Raw genomic sequence first — 15,525 nt, forward strand, 5'->3', positions numbered from 1 at the left:
GTATGTATGGCGGATGGTTTTTGTGTGTTTTTTAATTCACAATGGTTGAAAAATCGTGTCATTCGTATTATGATATTTCTTGTGGTTAAAACATGCTGGTGTAGCACAGTTGGCAGTGCACTTCTCTCGTAAAGAAGGGGTCGGAGGTTCGAGTCCTCTCATCAGCATTTGGCTAACCAAGCTTATATTACCGAAGTGCGGTGATAAGCAATGACCATCAATAATTGGAGAAGTACCCAAGCTCGGCTGAAGGGGGCGCACTCGAAATGCGTTAGGGCGTGCAAGCGTCGCGTGGGTTCGAATCCCACCTTCTCCGCCATACATACCTTGCCGCATTTTTTATCCCTCTATTTCTTTGTAAAACATAACCTTATTTTTTCGCCGATCTTATCACTTTTTTCTTCATCAAGATAAACCTCCCAAGGCTCTGCAATTTCCAATGTGAATTTCTTTGGTACTTTTTTATTCATTGGAATGAGAATAAATGCCTCGACTACTTCATCAGGTGCCGATTCTTCAATCGCATAGGCTAAGTCTGTTTCTGTCTGTTCTTGTCGCTTTGTTATGATTTTTACGTCTCCGTTGAAATGAATGTTTGTCGCTGTGAGATTGATCGTTTCTCCTACAAGGGTGATATGATTCTTTTGGTTATGTAAGGATCTTACGGCAAGAACCGAAAATTGGAATGCATAGTGATCAAAATAAACGCAATTAAAACCATTTTCATCAGTGATGTTCGTTTGATAAGTATGAACGATTTTATACTTGTCCTGCCATTCATCCACAAAGTAATCGTACTTGTTCTTGGTATGCCCAAATTCCATGGTGGAATCGGTCACCCATTTTTTTTGGAATAACATTGGTATATCCTTTCTTTAATAAAATACACATAGGAAAATTGTATCATATCAATAGATAAAAAAACAGCTGTCTATTTATGCAAGAAGAAGGCATCAAACCAACCTTTATTGCAAAATCACGCTTGTTATGAAACTGCCGATAGTTTGCATGACGTAAACGATCCGGATTGTTACCAAAAAAAGCTACTTCATGGCAGCGATCATGCCTGCCATAAAGCAGCTTTCTACTTTTCTTTATTCACTTAATACCCGACCGACCTTTTCGGCGACGTAACCACTGCCGCCATTTTGATTTTCGATATGTTCTACCATCATTGCAACGATCAGGTTTTCATCTTCAGGATAACCGACAAACCAGCCATTCTCTGCTGCGCCTTCTTCATCCAATGATTGCTTCAATTCAGCCGTTCCCGTTTTGCCTAATATTGTTTTTTCTTCTATATTTGCTGGACTCCCTGTTCCTTCAGTGACAACACCACGCAGGGCATCATTCATAAGTGCGACATTGTCTTCTGATAGAAGATTCTCTTTCCAATTTACCCCTTGCTCCTCATCGGATAACAAGGTCGGTTGAATCATGTTCCCGTTATTTTTAAAGATCGAATAACTAGTGGCCAAGTGCAAGGCACTCATTTCAATTTGACCTTGACCATAGCTTGTATCTGCGAGCAATACTTCATTATCCAAGCTTCCATCTGCAGAGATGGTGCTAGAGGTGATCGGATAGGTGTAAGGCAGATCTTCTCCAATACCAAACTGTTGCAATCCTTCTACAAAAGTTTCTGCCCCCATGTCAATCGCCTGCATAGCAAAATAGATATTGTCTGAACGGACCAGTGCGTCCCTTAAATCAACAGGACCGTTTGATTCAGAAACACGACGTACGGAGTAATCACCCCAGTTTTCTTTCTGCCAAGTAAGTCCATTGATGGTGATTCCTTCATTTGGGTCCAGACTGCCATTCTGTAAACCGATTGCACTAGTAACAGGTTTAAAGGCAGACCCTGGGGCGAATGTAGCAGCAAAACGGTTCAATAAAGGGTTTTGCTCATCATTTTGCCATTCTTCCCATTGTTCATTGCTTAATCCATATAGAAAGGCATGCGGATCAAAGGCGGGACTGCTAACTAATGCGAGTGTTTCTCCGGTAGTAGGATCAATTGCCGCTGCAGTTCCAGCATCATCGCCTAACGACTCAAAGATTTGCTGTTGGCGGCTAGCGTCGATGGTAAGTTGAACATCCTCACCGTCTTGCACTTCTTGCTCCGCCAGCACAATCGGATCTTCGCCCTCTTTGTTCACTACGATTTGCACGCCATTTTGTCCGTGCAGTTCTTCTTCAAATAATTCTTCTAAACCTCGATAGCCGACTAAATCATTTTGCGAATATATACTAGAATCAAGTTCCTCCAATTTTTCAGCTGTTACCGGTGCGATATACCCGGTTAAGTGGGCGGCTGCTTCACCTAAAGGATAAACCCGGCCAGTTGTTGATTGGTAGGTGAGGGCCTCGACAGATTGTATAGCTTCCTCCAAATTTTCCCCAAGCGACGGGAATACCTTCAATGGAACGAACGTATCGGAAGTAACCCAATCAGCACTCAAGGCCTGATCGATCTCGTCCACGGAAATATCCAGCGCTTCAGCGATGGTCTCTTTTTCTGCTACTTCATCACTGAAAAGGCCAGGCTGTACCCCTAATTCATAGACCTCATCATTGATAGCTAGCCCTTCTTGATTTCGGTCGAAAATTTCACCCCGAGTAGCCTCTATGTTATCGATGCCGATCTCACCACCATCTGCCAGCTCTGGAAAAATCAAACCCGGGTTCCAGTTGACGACCCAATCGATTTGTTCCTCACCGTCAATCGTTTCGGTCGTTTTGACCATCTCCACATCTGTTTCAAAAGAAATCGGACCGGCAAATGTATCCATGCTGACTTGTATAGGGAAAGCCTGCGATTCGATTTCCTCTAAATCGCGTTCTTCCTCATCGACTTCTGCCTCAAAGGAAACGTCTAGATTTTCTACCTCCACATCCTGATAAATCTTTTCATAACGATTGAATGCTTCTCCCTCGACATCTTCTGGAACCATCGTATACATTTCCGTAAAATCTTGTTGATTCCAAAGATCTACATATTCTTGCAACTTGTCTTCCGGCTTGGCGATATCGTCATTGGAACAACCAACTAACGCTACCAAACCGAGGATGATAAGCCATGCTATTTTTTTCATATGTTTTCCCCCTCATCTGTCTATTCAAAAGAAAAAGCGTATTGCTTCATTTGATCAATACGCTTTTTACCACTAAATTGGTTTTGCATAAATAATGTATCGGTCCGGTGCATTCCCAACAAAGGAAAAAGGATAGCAGGTAGTGATTACAAGTTCTTCATCTGGGGCAGTAGATTTAATGATGGAAGTATCCTCCGCGTCAACGATTTTGGAGTCGACCATCTCATATTCAAAGGATCCGTATTCTAAATGAACGATAAAGGTATCGCCAACCTCTACGTCCCCCAAACTGCGAAAAACGGTATCCCGATGTCCAGATAAGACGATTTGATCATTTTGTTCAGGATATGCAGAGCCGAGATAGTGCCCCACTCCTTTGTCTAAATCATCTGGGTCGGTGCCCTCAACAATAGGTAGTTCTGCCTCTAATGTTGGGATTTCCAATATACCTACTGTTTCATTCATATCAGGTTCAAATTCCTCTGGTGTGGTTCGTTCGGCTTCATCCTGTTTGGAGGAGCGTTCGATCAGAGACTGAGCTTCTGTCATCGCTTGCTTTTCGGCTGCTTGTATCTTGAAATACTGATAGCCACCAACGCTTAACAAAACAACGCCAACTAACATCAACAAAAATGCCAACTTTTTCATATGTACACCTCATTTAGTCTAATCATGCACAAACTTATCCTTATTTTATCAATGACTAGCGTTTTTTTCAATCTCGACTAGGGAAAAAGTACAATATTTTACTTTCGAATTCCCTTGAGAAATGGAAGACAATTTGTTCAATCGGGAACTAATTTCAAAATAAGGAACAGAAATGACGGACAAAATCCAACTGCTTTCTATCGTATTACTATCTTGTCGCTAAAAAATAGAAGCTTATACTGGTGTAGAGGCTGCCTGGAATGGTTGTGCAGCACCAAAGGAGCCAGGAAATTCGCTTGCTATAAGCGTATGAACATATCTTTTTGCATCCTCTATTAAAATAGTGTATAGTTTTCTTTGTGCGTAAATGTGAAAAAATTATCATGTTTTAATAGAAAATGAAGTGGTATAACTAGAGTAGTTACGAAAAGGACGCGACGGACATAATATATTCATAGAACAGCTAAGGAGATGAGGAATTTGACAGAACAAGAGGTGTACCGTTCCATTTTGCAAAGGATGTTAGATCAAACCGAAGAGCAATTAATCGATAACCCCAAAGATTTTCTTCATCAATTAACGCAAGAGATTAAAGCGACGAGTACGTTTACAACTGAAAAGCATTAATTCATTAAACATGCTATCCAGATGAAAGAACGAGACGTTTTTCCATTCTGTATAGCATGTTTATTTTGAACAAAGCGTGGGCTGTGGGTTTACATTTGATTAATTTTCCTCTTCCGAAATGAGGCTTCACGTTATTTCCCGGGGAATAAAATCAGGAGGTCGGAACGTCTATTTCGACATATGTAGCTCCTTCTTCTTGTATCTCCTGTTTTCCACTTGTCTGGTTCATGATCCAGTCTTGGAAGCTATCTTCCTCTCCAGCTTGCACACGGACATGAAAGGTTACTTGATCGGTATAGTCAATATCACCTAACAAATAATGGGCTTGACGTAATTCATTTTCGATTTTGCCAAGCAATGTGTAATCTACAGTTACTGCAAAGCCGGACATTTGTTTTCTTTCAACGATTCCAGTTTGGTTGATCGCTAACGTAGTTGTACTGGCATATGCGCGTATTAAACCTCCGGCACCAAGTTTAATACCGCCAAAATACCTGGTTACCACCACGACTGTATCCTTTAACTGGCGCTTTTTAAGGACTTCCAAGATGGGTACTCCTGCTGTTCCGCTTGGTTCTCCATCATCATTTGCCTTTTGAATCTGATCATGTTCCCCAATCATATATGCCGAACAATTATGAGTGGCATCGGCATGCTTCTTTTTAATCTCTTGGATAAACTGTTGTGCTTCCTCTTCAGATGTCACTCGCTTGACATATCCAATGAATCTGGATTTTTGGATAACTTGTTCCTCTGAACCTTGTGTCTTCACCGTAAAATAATTTGCTAGCATCGGCACTTCCTCCTTTTATTTTTGAGAAATATGTGTAAACTATTATTGAATGAATTTTTAATTTATAGACAGTCAGTGTACAATGTACCTAATAGGAAGTAAAGAATATTGTAACGCACCCCTAAAAAGGAACTAAACATTTCGTATTGTATGAATGACATTAGATAGAGAGGTTTTCTTATGGTAAATAATGACCGTAAACTAGACTATATAATAGATGAGATGGTGAATACAGTAGAAAACAGTAAGGATGAAGTTTTTGGTATTGCGGAAGAGTCTAGAAAAGAATATGAATTATTAACGGAAGAGCTGGCAAGTTTGAAACATTCCGTGCTCGAAAAAATCCGAGAGAATGAACAACTGGATAAACAGTCTGCCTTATCCAGACAACATCTGGCAGAAGTGAGCAAGAATTTTCGTGACTATTCAGAGGATACGATTAAAGAAGCATATGATAGGGCCCACAAATACCAAACCGCCTTACAAGTCAATCGTGATAAGGAACAAATCTTGCGAAAGAGAAGAGATGAAATTGAATTACGCCTCAAATCTATGGAGCACATGGTGGAACGTGCCGATGGTCTAGCAGGAAAAATCTCCATCGTGTTGAATTATTTGAATGATGACTTTAAGCATGTGTCCGATATCATTCAAGACGCCCATGCCAAACAACAATTTGGTTTGAAAATTATTGAAGCACAAGAAGAAGAGAGAAGAAGGATTTCTCGAGAAATTCATGATGGGCCGGCCCAAATGCTTGCTAATATTATGCTGCGATCGGAAATCGTTGGTCGTACATATAAAAAAGGAGACGTGGAAAGTGCCGTTTCTGAAATGCGTAATGTCCGTTCCTTAATCAAGGATTCTTTACACGAAGTAAGGAGGATTATTTATGATCTTAGGCCAATGGCATTAGATGACCTTGGCTTAATCCCAACGATCAAGAAATATATATCTACCTTGCATGATCAGCACGCAAACATCCATTTTTCATATAATGGCTCTTCGGACAGATTGGATAGTCAATATGAGGTAGCTCTATTTCGCTTAATACAAGAATCGATTCAAAATGCTATCAAACATGCAGAAGCGGATCAAATCAAGGTGCTTTTAGAGGTTTCTGCAGAAAAGGTGATTGTATTAGTAGAGGACGATGGGGAAGGTTTTGATCAAAATCAAAAAAAAGAAAAATCTTTTGGTTTAATAGGTATGCAAGAACGGGTAGAAATGCTTGAAGGCGAGATTAGAATCAAGAGTCAAATCGCAAAAGGGACAAAAATCATGATAAAAATCCCGATTAAACAAAATATTGATACAGATATTTAATATTTCGTGTATAATATAAGAACAAATCACAGTGAAATACAGAGAATAAACGCGAAAATTAAATATGAAAAGAGGAGGCTGTACACATGACAACAAATATTGTTTTGATTGATGACCACAAATTATTTAGAGAAGGCGTAAAACGTATTTTAGAACTCGAAAATGACTTTACGATCTTGGCTGAGGGTGATGATGGCCATATGGCTGTGGAGTTAGTAAAAAAATATAAGCCGGATATTGTCTTAATGGATATTAATATGCCAGGCGTTAATGGTGTAGAGGCAACGGCAGAATTGTTGGAGCGTTATCCTGGCGTAAAGGTAATCATTCTGTCTATTCACGATGATGAGAATTATGTGACGCATGCATTAAAGTCAGGGGCTCAGGGATATTTGTTAAAAGAAATGGATTCTGATGCACTTATTGACGCCATCACCGTTGTTTCAGAAGGTGGATCATACTTACATCCGAAAGTCACTCATAATTTGGTAAAGGAATACCGCAGACTTGTTTCAGAAGAAGATTCATTATACGAAAATGATGATTCAGTAAACAAACTTAAAGAAATCGAGCACCGTAAGCCATTACACTTACTGACTAGACGTGAATGCCAAGTCTTGCAGTTATTGGCAGAAGGAAAGAGTAATAAAGGAATCTCTGAATCTTTATACATCAGTGAGAAGACGGTAAAGAACCATGTGAGTAGTATTTTACAGAAAATGAAGGTGAAAGACCGGACTCAGGCCGTTGTCATCGCGATTAAACAGGGCTGGGTAGAAATTCTATAAGATGAATGTACCAAAAGCAGATCAGTGCACCACGTGGTCCCGATAATATAAGAAAAGACTCGGACCACCAGTACCTGACCAGATTACGCTCGTCGTTGTGATAGATATAATCAGCTTCCTGAATATTTCTAGAATATATGTAGAAAATAGCTCTTCGCTTTATGGAGGGCTATTTTTTTCGTGGTGTGTAGTTGTCATCTCGGGAATGACGGCCAAAATAAGAGCGAATCTCGAAAAAACGCCGTCAATTTGGGAATGACGGCCAAAATAAGAGCAAATCTCGAAAAAACGTCCGTCATTTTGGGAATGACGGCCAAAATAAGAACGAATCTCGAAAAAACGTCCGTCATTTTGGGAATGACGGCCAAAATAAGAGCAAATCTCGAAAAAACGTCCGTCATTTTGGGAATGACGGCCAAAATAAGAGCGAATCTCGAAAAAACGTCCGTCATTTTGGGAATGACGGCCAAAATAAGAGCGAATCTCGAAAAAACGCCGCCTCCTCAGTAAACACCATCTCTCAAATGTTTACATCATCGCCCACATTCCCCAAAAATTCTATGCCATTCACGCAACATGGAAATAAACCATGCACGAAAGACTAGGCAACGGAGAGAATATTAGGTAAAATAAAGAGAGAGAGTCTGACAAGTTCATAAAGGAGAGGTAGGTAGCTTATGAGAGTGGCTGTTATTACGGACAGTACATCGTACATACCCGAATCAACAAGACAGGAATTAGACATCCATATGATTCCGTTAAGTGTGGTATTTGATTCGGAATCGTTTCGTGAAGAAATTGACATATCGACAGAAGATTTTTATCAAAAAGTAAGGGAAAGTGAACAACTGCCCAAGACATCCCAACCTGCCATTGGTGAAATGACGGATAAGCTCACACAATTGGCTGCGGAATATGATCAAGCAATATTTATTACCCTTTCGAGTGGTATAAGTGGAACCTATCAATCAGCAGTTAGCGCCGGAGCGGCGATGGAAGATATAGAAGTCGTGACGTTTGACTCGGAAATCAGTTGCTTGGCACAAGGTTTTTATGTGCTGGAGGCAGCCAGGCTTGCGAAACAGGGACAAGATATCCAGGCGATGGTGGCAAGATTGGAGCAGATGAAAAAATCCTTGCGTGCCTATTTTATGGTGGATGACTTAAATAATCTTCATCGCGGCGGACGACTGAATGGTGCCCAGGCAATACTCGGTAGTATGCTACAGGTCAAACCCATCCTTCATTTTGAAAATACCAAGATTGTCCCCTTTGAAAAAATCCGCACTAAGAAAAAGGCAGTAAAACGGATGTTGGACTTATTCGATGAAGACGCGAGAACAGGTGCTGTGATAGAGGCATCGGTGATTCATGCCAATAGAAAAGATGAAGCGGAAGCCCTACGACAGCAATTAATGGAACAATATCCACATGCCACTATTACGATTAGCTATGTCGGTCCAGTTATTGGCACGCATCTAGGTGAAGGTGCCATTGGCCTGACGTGGTATCAAAAATAAATCCTGATATACTCGCAAGTTCACGGCTTGCGAGTATCATTGAGCTAGGAGGAGTGCCCATGAATGTTGCTAGTATATTAGATGGAAAAGTATTATTATCCTCAGAAATCCCCCTGTCAAAGCCTACGATAGCGTATCTTCAACGCACTGAACAATTACTTCCCATTCGCTCTATCGAACACAATTTAACAGGTATGCAATGCAAACGATGCGGTAACCAAAAGCGGAACCTTTTTGCCCAGATAGATTGCGGCAGATGTGGTCACACCCATTTGTATTGCCGACAATGTGTGGAATCAGGCCGAGTGTTAGCCTGTGAACCGCTCTGGCTTTGGCAAGGAAATCAGGCAAGCTGGCTTTGGCAAAACGAACCATGTCATTGGCAAGGCAGCTTAACCCCAGCGCAGCAGCAAGCGGCTGACGTGATTACGCAGGCTGTGGCAACGCAGCAAAAAGAACAACTGGTTTGGGCCGTTTGTGGCGCAGGCAAAACGGAGATGCTCTTCCCTGCTATCACAAAGGCGATCACAAGCCAGAAGCGAATATGCTTGGCAACTCCGCGTGCAGACGTAGTAAGAGAGCTTTTCCCCCGTTTTTGTCAGGCTTTTCCTGAGACCGCAATGGAGGCACTTTATGCAGGAACAGAGGATCGAACAGGCGTCGGCCAATTGGTGATTAGTACCACCCATCAACTGATTCGCTATCAGCAAGCCTTCGATGTTATGATCATTGATGAAATCGATGCCTTTCCCTTCCACCATGACCCAACACTACCCAAATTAGCAGCTCGTGCCTGCAAGGAATATGCCACCAACATCTATTTGACCGCAACTCCTCGTCCAAAGCAGCGCCGGCTTATCCGTCAGAAGAAACTGCCCGTCACCTTTGTCCCATTGCGTTTTCATGGTCATCCTTTACCGGTTCCTCAATTAAAACAAGAATTTAACCTACGTAAGAAATACAAACAACATAAGCCATCTGCCGCACTAGAACAATTGCTGCATGCACATAACCAAACCCGCCAACTATTGATTTTTGTACCAACAATCGAATGGGCAATTGCTATCGCTTCCGATCATAAGGCTACTTTTGTACACGCAGAGGACACTAACCGCAAAGAAAAAATTGATCAGTTTCGTCAAAAAAAACTACAGCGATTAGTCACTACTACCATTCTAGAACGAGGTGTTACCTTTCCATCTGTTGATGTGATTGTGTTAGATGCTGGTCATTCCGTCTTTGACGAGGCAGCCCTAGTCCAAATCGCCGGACGTGCCGGCAGAAGTCCAGATGATCCAACCGGCAATGTCTGGTTTATTCATCAAGGCAAAACAGAAGCAATTAAAGAAGCGATCCGACAAATAAAAAGTATGAATAAGAAAGGAAGAAAATAATGGACCATTGTTTATTCTGTCATCAACTCATCCACACCGACATATCATGGCGCAATCTCTTTGTAGCCGATTCATCAATACCGCTTTGTGCTGCTTGTCAAGCACGCCTGGAGATCATTGGAGAATCGATTTGCAGGCAGTGCGGAAGAAAAACCGAACAGCAAACGCGATGTCCGGATTGTGAAAACTGGCAAACGACGGAACCATATGCCGGATTATTACAAATGAATCGCTCGTTATTTACTTACAATTCATTTATGCAGGAGGTGATGACCAAATGGAAATACCGTGGTGATTATATCCTGAAACAATTATTCACCCCTTATATCAACAAACGTTTTCCTACACTTTTCCCAATAACGGATTATACGATTGTCCCGGTTCCGTTGACCCAAGCAAGATTCGAGGAACGCGCCTTCAATCAATCGCAAGAAATTGCTAGGATGATCGCCAACAAGAACAAAAAACCAATTGTGCCCGCTTTATCTAGGTATGAACAACGATCGGAGAAACAATCAAAACGGACAAAAACAGAACGAATGGCAACAGCAAATCCATTTTTCTTTAAAAAAATGGTTGAAACAGACGTCTTATTGGTCGATGATATATATACAACCGGTATGACATTACATCACGCGGCAGCGGAATTAAAAAAAGCAGGCGTCAAACAAGTATATAGTTTTACCTTGATTCGATAACCAGATAGGATAGACATAACAAAAAAGCGGGGAGGACATACAATGGGGGAATTAGCCAATTGTATCAAATGTGATAAAATATTTATTAAAACAAACAAAACCATTTGTCCGGATTGTATACAGAAAGAAGAAAAACAATTTCAATTAGTCTACCAATTTTTAAAAAAACGAACGAACCGACAAGCAACCATACCAGAGATAGCGGAGGGGACAGGTGTTGAAGAAAAAGTGATTCTTCAGTTCGTCCAAGAAAAAAGATTAAATCCTGTCCATTTTCCTAACCTAAACTATCCGTGTGAACGCTGTGGGCAGCCGATCGTGACAGGCACCATCTGTACTAGCTGTCAGACTGAATTAAAGGAAGACATTCAAAAGCATGACGATAGAAAGCGATTAAAAGAAGAACTAGAAAAGGCGGAAAGGAAAAAAACCTATTTTACAAGAGATTGAAGAAAGTTGATCAAAATCAGATTAAACATTTCTGATTAGCCGCCGATATAATAAATAAAGCATTACTGTCATATGACAACGAGAAGTATCAAGGTGATCAGTGTATCAGGATGAAAATTCGTGTCATTACAGGAAAGAGGTGAACGGTTTTGAAAATTAACGGAACAAATCAGACAAATGTAAATCCTTATCATAAACAAGCACAAGCAAACCAGAAAATAACAGAGCAGATAAAAAAACAGAAACCGGATCAACTGGAAATTTCAGATCAGGCATTGAAATTGCAGCAATCCTCTACACGAAAGGCTTATGTCAATGAAATCAAACAACAAATTGACAACGGCCAGTATGTTACTAATTCTCAAGAGACAGCGAAGAAGATTTTGAATTTTTGGAAAGTATAACGAAGGCTGGCACTGGGACAATGGTCAAAGGCAAATCGTTAGCAAAGGGGCAAAACTAAATGCCGGTACAAACCATCATTAAACAACTAAACAAACTGATAGAGCTTCACGACAGTCTTATTGGCATCTCGAAACAAAAAACGGAAATCGTTAAGGCAGGAGATACCCAATCCTTGCAAAATTTGTTGATTAGGGAACAGAAGCATGTACAGGCGATTAATCAAATAGAAGAACGACGGATAGCATCTGTGCAAGCCTGGGCAGCAGCGGAAAATATGGATCCGAAGACCGTTACGGTAGCAGATATTATTGAAGAACATGCGCAAGGAGTAGAAAAGATTCAATTAGAAGAGGTGACGGTGGCCTTGGCGAGTCAGCTTATGGAACTGCGACGTCAGGAAGACTTAAACAAGCAGTTAATTCAGCAGTCACTTCAATTTATCCAGTTATCATTGGATATGATGCAGCCGTCTATCACCAATATGAATTACGGGAATACGACACAATCGGGTCCGAAACGATCGGTGTTTGATTCGAAAGCGTAAGAAGGAGTTGACATAATGGGATCAACATTTAATGGGCTTCAAGTAGCTAAACGAGCTTTACATACTCAACAGTCTGCCCTGTATACGACGGGGCACAATATTGCCAATGCAAATACAGAAGGTTATACGAGACAAAGGGTAAACATGCAACCAACTGCCCCCTATCCATCCATGGGAAGAAATCGGGCAGAAATACCTGGACAGGTGGGTAGTGGTGTAGAGGCAGGTTCGATTGAACGAGTGCGGGATAGTTTTATTGATAAACAATATCGGCAAGAGAATGCCAAGGTTGGTTTTTATGACACAAGGGCCGATATGATGTCAAAGATGGAAGCGATTCTCAATGAGCCAACTGATGAAGGATTATCGGCTATTATCGGTGAATTTTGGAAATCGCTACAAGATTTATCTGTTAACCCGGAAGATGCAGGGGCTCGTGTGGTGGTCAAGGAGCGCGCAAATGCGGTTGCAGAGTCTTTTCAATATGTACATACATCGCTGGAGCAAGTCCGTACGAATTTACAAAACGAAATTGGTGTCGACAATACCAAGGTGAATTCCTTAGTGGATCAGATTAATCAGCTCAATGCACAGATTAATAATGTCGAACCGCACGGCTATTTGCCGAATGATTTATACGATGAACGGGATCGATTGGTTGATGAATTATCCGAATATGTCGATATCAAGGTGGATTATCGGAAGAGCTCTGGAGATCCCAGCCCAATGGCACAAGGGATCGCAACGATTACGCTGGTAACCGATCAAGACAATATTGAAAATGGTGAAGGGGAACCAATTACCCTGGTCGATGGCAGTGAAGGAGTAATACCAGGTAGTAATGAGGCTGTTAATCATGTGTTTACCTCCTTCAATGAGGATAATAACGTACAAGCCATCTTTTTTGCCTCACCGGATGACAATAGAAGTAAAGAAGAGCAGCTTGCTGATTTAGTGGAAAACCATGGTGATGAGGTGCACATTTATGCCGACCATTTTGATGTGCAAGGGAAGTTGCGGGCATTGATGGACGGCGCTGGATATGTCAGTGATTTTGCCTTTGATGGAGATCCTGGAACTGCAAAAGGAAGCTATAATGATATGCTGACTAACTTGGACCGACTGGTAGAGAATTTTGTCACAGAATTTAATGCCGTCCATCGTCAAGGATACACCTTAGCTACGGATGACAATGGTGATCCGATCCAAGGCAGTGACTTTTTTACCGGAACAACGGCCGATACGATTGCCCTATCCGAAGCAATCGACAATGATCCTGATTTAATCGCGGCAAGTGAGTCAGGTGCTGCCGGTGATGGGGAACATGCCACCACCTTAGCGGATGTTTATAGCAAACGGGCGGAAAATTATTTATCTTATGACCCAGACAATCCCAATCAGTTAGATGACAAAGCTTCGGTGAAGAGTTTCTTTGAAGGGGTTATCGGAGAAATGGGTGTGATGGGAGAGGAATCGCAGCGTATGCAAAATAACTCCCAGGTGCTTCGTCAGCAAATTGAAGAAACAAGACATTCGATCAGCTCGGTATCATTAGATGAAGAAATGACCAACTTAATTCAATTTCAGCATGCCTATAATGCGGCAGCTCGAAATATGACAGTAGTGGACGAAATGCTCGACCGGATTATTAATAATATGGGATTAGTAGGGAGGTAAGTAAATGCGTGTCACACAAAATATGCTAACGAGTAACATGCTTCGTAATATCAGTAACAGTTACAGCAATATGGGCAAGTATATGGATCAGCTGTCAACTGGTAAGAAAATTAACCGTCCTTCCGATGATCCTGTTGTTGCAATGAAGGGAATGGACTATCGCACCCAATTAGCCCAAATGGAACAATTTGAGCGTAATATTGGTGAAGTACACAATTGGATGGATAACTCGGATTCTGCTTTAGATAAGGTGGAAAAGGGATTGGAACGTCTTCGTGACTTAGCCGTACAAGGTTCCAATGGCACTTATGAAGACGGGCAGCGTGGTAATATGGCTGAGGAAGTAGAACAGATTAAAGAACATCTTGTCGAATTAGCCAATACCAAAGTGAATAATAAATATATTTTTAACGGTAAGGCCACGACAGGTAATAATGGCGAAGCACCGTATCAATTGAATGAGGATGGAGAACTGATCGCACCGATTAATACCGATGATGTCAACATTGAGGTATCCAGCGGTTCTAAGCTCCGCGTCAATGTCAAACCAGACAGCGTCTTTACCGAGCAGTTATTCACCGATCTCACCGAATTTGCCAATACGTTAAGGGACTCAGATACCGAAGATGAGGAAATCAGCGAATTTATCGATCGCATCGATACACATATCAATAATAACGTGAATGCTCGCGCCGATCTTGGTGCTCGACAGAACCGCATTGATTTAGTTGAAAATCGTATCAATCAGCAATTAGTGACAGTAGAGGACATGAAGTCACGAAATGAAGACGCCGATTTCGAAGAAGTGATTATGAACTTGATCTCGCAAGAATCGGTACACCGAGCAGCTTTAAGTGGAGGATCCCGGATTATCCAGCCTACTTTATTAGATTTCTTACGCTAATCAATATCCGCCTTACCTAAATTACGGGTAAGGCTTTTTTCAAAAAAAGGAGGATAGCGATGCAACTCCCACAAATTCGTATCCAACAACAAGCTGCACAAATAGGTCTGAACATTCAGTCAGCACAGCTCACGATCGAGCAAACACCTGCTCAGCAGACGATCGAACAGCAGCAGCCGGAAGTACATATTACCACCAGACCCGGACGATTGACAATTGATCAGTCGAAGGCATTGGCCGATGTCGGTATCATGCCGGTCAAACAATCGATTCAAAATTGGGCCAATAATGCCATGCAAGCAGCGATCTCCGGAAGCAGACAAAAACAGCAGGAAGGTGATCGGCTGATGAAGATTGAGCATGGCGGCAGCCCGCTAGTAGATTTTGCTAAACAGATCGGATTTTCGCAACAAAAGCAACTTGGCATCGATTGGATTCCTTCCGCCGATGGGGTAGAGATTAACTATGAACCAGCTGAAGTGCATATCGAGGCAGAGGTCCGTCCACCTGTCATTCAAGCAGCATCAACACCTACCCAGTTTCATTATCAACGAGGTGGTGTCGAAACCTATCTCGAACAGCAAAATTGGCTAGAGATCGATATCGCTGATTTAACATTCCAAGGCTATCAGTTTGAACTAGAAATATAAGAG

Annotated in this window: 17 protein-coding genes and 2 tRNA genes; 15 read left to right on the top strand and 4 right to left on the bottom strand. The window is 41.6% G+C overall.

The genetic code is table 11. The features are described 5' to 3' along the window. Positions 1-94 precede the first annotated feature (94 nt). Positions 95-167 (top strand) — tRNA-Thr (locus BN6556_RS13070). A 59-nt stretch (positions 168-226) separates the two neighbouring features. Further along, positions 227-319, top strand: a tRNA-Ser gene (locus tag BN6556_RS13075). Positions 320-347: 28 nt separating this feature from the next. Here BN6556_RS13075 and BN6556_RS13080 read toward each other — a convergent pair. The 3 genes from BN6556_RS13080 to BN6556_RS13090 form a co-directional block, all read right to left on the bottom strand. Beyond that, the gene (locus tag BN6556_RS13080) at positions 348-860 is read right to left on the bottom strand and encodes a hypothetical protein (RefSeq protein ID WP_066192237.1); all 513 of its coding nucleotides are present in this window, start codon (positions 858-860) and stop codon (positions 348-350) included. A gap of 234 nt (positions 861-1,094) precedes the next feature. After that, positions 1,095-3,098 carry a penicillin-binding transpeptidase domain-containing protein gene (locus BN6556_RS13085; protein WP_066192240.1) on the bottom strand — a complete coding sequence of 668 codons (2,004 nt, stop codon included), beginning with the start codon at positions 3,096-3,098 and terminating at the stop codon, positions 1,095-1,097. Between the two features lie 72 nt (positions 3,099-3,170). Further along, a complete protein-coding gene (locus BN6556_RS13090; protein ID WP_066192241.1) occupies positions 3,171-3,746 on the bottom strand; it encodes a class D sortase in 576 nt (191 codons plus the stop codon). A 480-nt stretch (positions 3,747-4,226) separates the two neighbouring features. On the opposite strand from BN6556_RS13090, the gene BN6556_RS22140 reads away from it, so the two are divergent. Then, positions 4,227-4,373, top strand: a complete 147-nt coding sequence (locus BN6556_RS22140) for a hypothetical protein (protein WP_161485708.1) — start codon at positions 4,227-4,229, stop codon at positions 4,371-4,373. A 151-nt stretch (positions 4,374-4,524) separates the two neighbouring features. On the opposite strand, the gene BN6556_RS13095 is transcribed toward BN6556_RS22140, so the two are convergent. Beyond that, on the bottom strand, positions 4,525-5,166 hold the full coding sequence (locus BN6556_RS13095) for a YigZ family protein (RefSeq protein ID WP_066192245.1): 642 nt from the start codon (positions 5,164-5,166) through the stop codon (positions 4,525-4,527). A 180-nt stretch (positions 5,167-5,346) separates the two neighbouring features. Between BN6556_RS13095 and BN6556_RS13100 the strand changes: the two genes are divergently transcribed. From BN6556_RS13100 to BN6556_RS13155, 12 genes are all read left to right on the top strand, one after another. After that, on the top strand, positions 5,347-6,492 hold the full coding sequence (locus BN6556_RS13100) for a sensor histidine kinase (RefSeq protein ID WP_066192247.1): 1,146 nt from the start codon (positions 5,347-5,349) through the stop codon (positions 6,490-6,492). Positions 6,493-6,578: 86 nt separating this feature from the next. Continuing rightward, positions 6,579-7,280: a response regulator transcription factor gene (locus BN6556_RS13105; RefSeq protein WP_066192249.1), complete on the top strand. Its 702-nt coding sequence runs from the start codon at positions 6,579-6,581 to the stop codon at positions 7,278-7,280. Positions 7,281-7,460: 180 nt separating this feature from the next. Continuing rightward, the gene (locus BN6556_RS13110) at positions 7,461-7,790 is read left to right on the top strand and encodes a hypothetical protein (RefSeq protein WP_066192251.1); all 330 of its coding nucleotides are present in this window, start codon (positions 7,461-7,463) and stop codon (positions 7,788-7,790) included. Between the two features lie 167 nt (positions 7,791-7,957). Continuing rightward, positions 7,958-8,800, top strand: a complete 843-nt coding sequence (locus BN6556_RS13115) for a DegV family protein (protein WP_066192253.1) — start codon at positions 7,958-7,960, stop codon at positions 8,798-8,800. A 59-nt stretch (positions 8,801-8,859) separates the two neighbouring features. Next, positions 8,860-10,194, top strand: coding sequence for a DEAD/DEAH box helicase (locus tag BN6556_RS13120; RefSeq protein WP_066192255.1), 1,335 nt, complete (start codon positions 8,860-8,862; stop codon positions 10,192-10,194). Then, the gene (locus tag BN6556_RS13125) at positions 10,194-10,892 is read left to right on the top strand and encodes a ComF family protein (RefSeq protein ID WP_066192257.1); all 699 of its coding nucleotides are present in this window, start codon (positions 10,194-10,196) and stop codon (positions 10,890-10,892) included. The genes BN6556_RS13120 and BN6556_RS13125 overlap by 1 nt, the downstream gene beginning before the upstream one ends. Positions 10,893-10,934: 42 nt before the next feature. Further along, entirely contained in the window at positions 10,935-11,342 is a 408-nt protein-coding gene (locus BN6556_RS13130; RefSeq protein ID WP_066192259.1) for a TIGR03826 family flagellar region protein, read from the top strand. Positions 11,343-11,491: 149 nt separating this feature from the next. Beyond that, positions 11,492-11,746 (top strand): flagellar biosynthesis anti-sigma factor FlgM, encoded by a 255-nt coding sequence (gene flgM, locus BN6556_RS13135; RefSeq protein ID WP_066192261.1) that lies wholly within the window; start codon positions 11,492-11,494, stop codon positions 11,744-11,746. A gap of 59 nt (positions 11,747-11,805) precedes the next feature. After that, positions 11,806-12,291: a flagellar protein FlgN gene (locus BN6556_RS13140; RefSeq protein WP_066192263.1), complete on the top strand. Its 486-nt coding sequence runs from the start codon at positions 11,806-11,808 to the stop codon at positions 12,289-12,291. 15 nt (positions 12,292-12,306) lie between these two features. Then, the gene (gene flgK, locus BN6556_RS13145) at positions 12,307-13,968 is read left to right on the top strand and encodes a flagellar hook-associated protein FlgK (protein ID WP_066192264.1); all 1,662 of its coding nucleotides are present in this window, start codon (positions 12,307-12,309) and stop codon (positions 13,966-13,968) included. Positions 13,969-13,972: 4 nt separating this feature from the next. Further along, positions 13,973-14,872, top strand: a complete 900-nt coding sequence (flgL, locus tag BN6556_RS13150; protein ID WP_066192269.1) for a flagellar hook-associated protein FlgL — start codon at positions 13,973-13,975, stop codon at positions 14,870-14,872. 59 nt (positions 14,873-14,931) lie between these two features. Beyond that, on the top strand, positions 14,932-15,522 hold the full coding sequence (locus tag BN6556_RS13155) for a DUF6470 family protein (RefSeq protein ID WP_066192270.1): 591 nt from the start codon (positions 14,932-14,934) through the stop codon (positions 15,520-15,522). Positions 15,523-15,525 lie beyond the last annotated feature (3 nt).

Origin of the sequence: Gracilibacillus timonensis (assembly GCF_900086715.1) — a bacterium.
GTDB classification, from domain to species: domain Bacteria; phylum Bacillota; class Bacilli; order Bacillales; family Amphibacillaceae; genus Gracilibacillus; species Gracilibacillus timonensis.

Excerpts from the sequence above, each read along its gene's own strand:
- BN6556_RS13085 (WP_066192240.1), bottom strand. The coding sequence starts at position 3,098 with ATGAAAAAAATAGCATGGCTTATCATCCTCGGTTTGGTAGCGTTAGTT.
- BN6556_RS13105 (WP_066192249.1), top strand. The coding sequence starts at position 6,579 with ATGACAACAAATATTGTTTTGATTGATGACCACAAATTATTTAGAGAA.
- BN6556_RS13120 (WP_066192255.1), top strand. The coding sequence starts at position 8,860 with ATGAATGTTGCTAGTATATTAGATGGAAAAGTATTATTATCCTCAGAA.
- BN6556_RS13155 (WP_066192270.1), top strand. The coding sequence starts at position 14,932 with ATGCAACTCCCACAAATTCGTATCCAACAACAAGCTGCACAAATAGGT.
- BN6556_RS13095 (WP_066192245.1), bottom strand. The coding sequence starts at position 5,166 with ATGCTAGCAAATTATTTTACGGTGAAGACACAAGGTTCAGAGGAACAA.
- flgL (WP_066192269.1), top strand. The coding sequence starts at position 13,973 with ATGCGTGTCACACAAAATATGCTAACGAGTAACATGCTTCGTAATATC.
- BN6556_RS13125 (WP_066192257.1), top strand. The coding sequence starts at position 10,194 with ATGGACCATTGTTTATTCTGTCATCAACTCATCCACACCGACATATCA.
- flgK (WP_066192264.1), top strand. The coding sequence starts at position 12,307 with ATGGGATCAACATTTAATGGGCTTCAAGTAGCTAAACGAGCTTTACAT.
- BN6556_RS13140 (WP_066192263.1), top strand. The coding sequence starts at position 11,806 with ATGCCGGTACAAACCATCATTAAACAACTAAACAAACTGATAGAGCTT.
- BN6556_RS13080 (WP_066192237.1), bottom strand. The coding sequence starts at position 860 with ATGTTATTCCAAAAAAAATGGGTGACCGATTCCACCATGGAATTTGGG.
- BN6556_RS13130 (WP_066192259.1), top strand. The coding sequence starts at position 10,935 with ATGGGGGAATTAGCCAATTGTATCAAATGTGATAAAATATTTATTAAA.
- BN6556_RS13115 (WP_066192253.1), top strand. The coding sequence starts at position 7,958 with ATGAGAGTGGCTGTTATTACGGACAGTACATCGTACATACCCGAATCA.
- BN6556_RS13090 (WP_066192241.1), bottom strand. The coding sequence starts at position 3,746 with ATGAAAAAGTTGGCATTTTTGTTGATGTTAGTTGGCGTTGTTTTGTTA.
- BN6556_RS13100 (WP_066192247.1), top strand. The coding sequence starts at position 5,347 with ATGGTAAATAATGACCGTAAACTAGACTATATAATAGATGAGATGGTG.